The following is a 3,312-nucleotide window of genomic DNA, read 5'->3' as shown; positions in this document are numbered from 1 at the left end:
CATCGAGGATCTGTGCCTTGTTCGGCGGCACCAGCACGTCGGCCATGGACACCGTGACACCCGAACGGGTGGCCCAGTGGAAGCCGGCGTCCTTCAGCTTGTCGACGGTCTGCGCCACGACGATCATCGGGTAGCGCTCGGCGAGATCGTTGATGATCGACGCCTGGACCTTCTTGTGCATCTGCTTGTTGACGAAGGGGTAGCCCCGCGGCAGCAGCTCGTTGAACAGCACGCGGCCCAGAGTGGTCTCCGCCAACCAGGCGTCGCCCATCTTCCAGCCCTCGTCACCGAACACCGCGGCCTCGACGTCGGCCGGCGGACGCTGGTGCGTCAGCCGAACCTTGATCTTGGCCCGCACGCTCAGCACACCACGGTCGACGGCCATCTGAGCTTCGGCAGGCGAGCCGTACACACCCGACTCCGGCTGATCCGTGGCGGCAGGCGTGTATTCGCCTGTGTCGCCTTCGATCTCGGTGGTCAGGAAGAACAGACCGGTCACCATGTCCAGACGCGGCATGGCCAGCGGGCGGCCCGACGCGGGAGACAGGATGTTGTTGCTCGACAGCATCAGGATGCGTGCCTCGGCCTGCGCCTCGGCACTCAGCGGCAGGTGCACTGCCATCTGGTCACCGTCGAAGTCGGCGTTGAACGCCTCACAGACCAGCGGGTGCAGCTGAATGGCCTTGCCCTCGACCAACTGTGGCTCGAAGGCCTGGATGCCAAGGCGGTGCAGCGTTGGTGCGCGGTTCAGCAGCACGGGGTGCTCGGAGATGACCTCTTCGAGGACGTCCCACACCTGCGGGCGCTGACGTTCGACCATCCGCTTGGCGCTCTTGATGTTCTGCGCGTGGTTCAGGTCGACCAGTCGCTTCATCACGAACGGCTTGAACAGCTCGAGAGCCATCAGCTTGGGCAAACCACACTGATGCAGCTTGAGCTGCGGGCCGACGACGATGACCGAACGCCCGGAGTAGTCGACGCGCTTGCCGAGCAGGTTCTGACGGAACCGGCCCTGCTTGCCCTTCAACAGATCCGACAGCGACTTCAGCGGACGGTTGCCAGGCCCGGTGACGGGGCGGCCGCGACGACCGTTGTCGAACAACGCGTCCACGGACTCCTGAAGCATGCGCTTCTCGTTGTTGACGATGATCTCGGGCGCGCCGAGGTCGATCAGTCGCTTCAACCGGTTGTTGCGGTTGATGACGCGGCGGTACAGATCGTTCAGGTCGGAGGTGGCGAAGCGGCCACCGTCGAGCTGAACCATCGGGCGCAGTTCCGGCGGGATCACCGGTACGGCGTCGAGCACCATGCCCATGGGCGAGTTGCGGTTCATCTGGAACGCCGCGACGACCTTGAGGCGCTTCAGTGCACGAAGCTTCTTCTGGCCCTTGCCGTTCTTGATGGTGTCGCGCAGGCTCTCGGCCTCGGCGTCGATGTCGAAGTTCTCGATGAGCTTCTTGATCGACTCGGCACCCATGGCGCCGTTGAAGTACTCGCCGTAGCGGTCGATGAGCTCGCGGTAGAGCACCTCGTCGACGATCAGCTGCTTGGGAGCCAGCTTGGTGAACGTCGTCCAGACCTCGTCCAGGCGATCCAGCTCGCGCTGGGCCCGGTCGCGGAGCTGACGCATTTCGCGCTCGCCACCGTCACGGACCTTGCGACGGACGTCGGACTTGGCGCCGTCGCGCTCGAGCTCGGCCATGTCGGCCTCGAGCTTCTGGCTCCGCTCGGCCAGGTCGAGATCGCGCTGGTCCTCGACCGCCTTCTTCTCGACGACCATCTCGGCCTCGAGCGTCGACAGGTCGTTGTGCCGCTGCTCGGTGTCGACAGCGGTGATCACGTAGGCCGCGAAGTAAATGATCTTCTCGAGATCCTTCGGGGCCAGGTCCAGCAGGTAACCGAGACGGCTCGGCACGCCCTTGAAGTACCAGATGTGCGTGACGGGTGCGGCCAGTTCGATGTGGCCCATCCGCTCACGACGCACCTTGGCGCGAGTCACCTCGACGCCGCAGCGCTCACAGACGATGCCCTTGAAGCGCACGCGCTTGTACTTGCCGCAGTAGCACTCCCAGTCCCGCGTGGGACCGAAGATCTTCTCGCAGAAGAGGCCGTCCTTTTCCGGCTTCAGCGTGCGGTAGTTGATCGTTTCGGGCTTCTTGACCTCACCGTGCGACCACGAGCGGATGTCCTCCGCGGTGGCCAGGCCGATGCGCAGCTCGTCGAAGAAGTTGACGTCGAGCACAGGGTCTTCTCTCTCTTCGTTTGCCGACGCTGCAGACGCCGGCGTGGCTGCCGAGGACCGGGGCGGAGTCCTCGACGGGGGTGGTGATCGGGGCGGCGCCGCCGGCCCGGGGGTTGCCCGGGCCGGCGGCGACTACCTCAGACCTCCTCGACCGAGCTCGGCTCCCGCCGGGACAGGTCGATACCAAGTTCCTCAGCGGCGCGGAACACGTCCTCGTCGCTGTCACGCATCTCGATCGTCGTGCCGTCGCTCGAGAGCACCTCCACGTTGAGGCACAGCGACTGCATCTCCTTCACGAGCACCTTGAAGGACTCCGGGATGCCGGGCTCCGGGATGTTCTCGCCCTTGACGATCGCCTCGTACACCTTCACGCGGCCGAGCACGTCGTCCGACTTGATCGTGAGCAGCTCCTGCAGGGCGTAGGCGGCGCCGTACGCCTGCATCGCCCAGACCTCCATCTCGCCGAACCGCTGGCCGCCGAACTGGGCCTTACCACCCAGGGGCTGCTGCGTGATCATCGAGTAGGGGCCGGTCGAGCGGGCGTGGATCTTGTCGTCGACCAGGTGGTGCAGCTTGATGATGTAGATGTAGCCGACGCTGATCGGGTGCGGGAAGGGCTCCCCCGAGCGGCCGTCGAACAGCTGCGCCTTGCCGGTCTCGCCGATCATCCGCTCGCCGTCGCGGTTCGGGATCGTCGAGCCGAGCAGCCCGGTGATCTCGTCCTCGCGTGCACCGTCGAACACCGGGGTCGCCGTGTTGGTGCCCGGCGCGGCCTTGTCGGCGCCGATCCGCTTCAGCTCGCGCTTCCACGGCTCGTCGTCGCCCTCGACCTCCCAGCCCTGCTTGGCGACCCACCCGAGGTGGGTCTCCAGGATCTGGCCGATGTTCATGCGGCGCGGCACGCCGTGCGGGTTCAGCACGACGTCGACCGGGGTGCCGTCCGGCAGGAACGGCATGTCCTCCTGCGGCAGGATCCGCGAGATGACGCCCTTGTTGCCGTGGCGGCCGGCGAGCTTGTCGCCGTCCTGGATCTTGCGCTTCTGGGCGACGTAGACCCGGACCAGCTCGTT

At 65.9% G+C, this 3,312-nt stretch carries 1 protein-coding gene and 1 pseudogene; both read right to left on the bottom strand.

Annotated features, from left to right (window positions below; genetic code table 11):
* A partial coding sequence (gene rpoC, locus JWQ24_RS28015; RefSeq protein WP_299815720.1) for a DNA-directed RNA polymerase subunit beta' occupies positions 1–2,242 on the bottom strand: 2,242 nt, incomplete at its 3' end.
* A gap of 137 nt (positions 2,243–2,379) precedes the next feature.
* A pseudogene (locus tag JWQ24_RS28010) lies at positions 2,380–3,312 on the bottom strand (DNA-directed RNA polymerase subunit beta); the annotation flags it as partial.

The sequence above is a fragment of the Tardiphaga sp. genome (assembly GCF_028290495.1).
GTDB lineage: Bacteria > Pseudomonadota > Alphaproteobacteria > Rhizobiales > Xanthobacteraceae > Tardiphaga.
The sequence above is the reverse complement of the archived record's forward strand: the minus strand, read 5'-3'. Positions and strand labels throughout refer to the sequence as shown.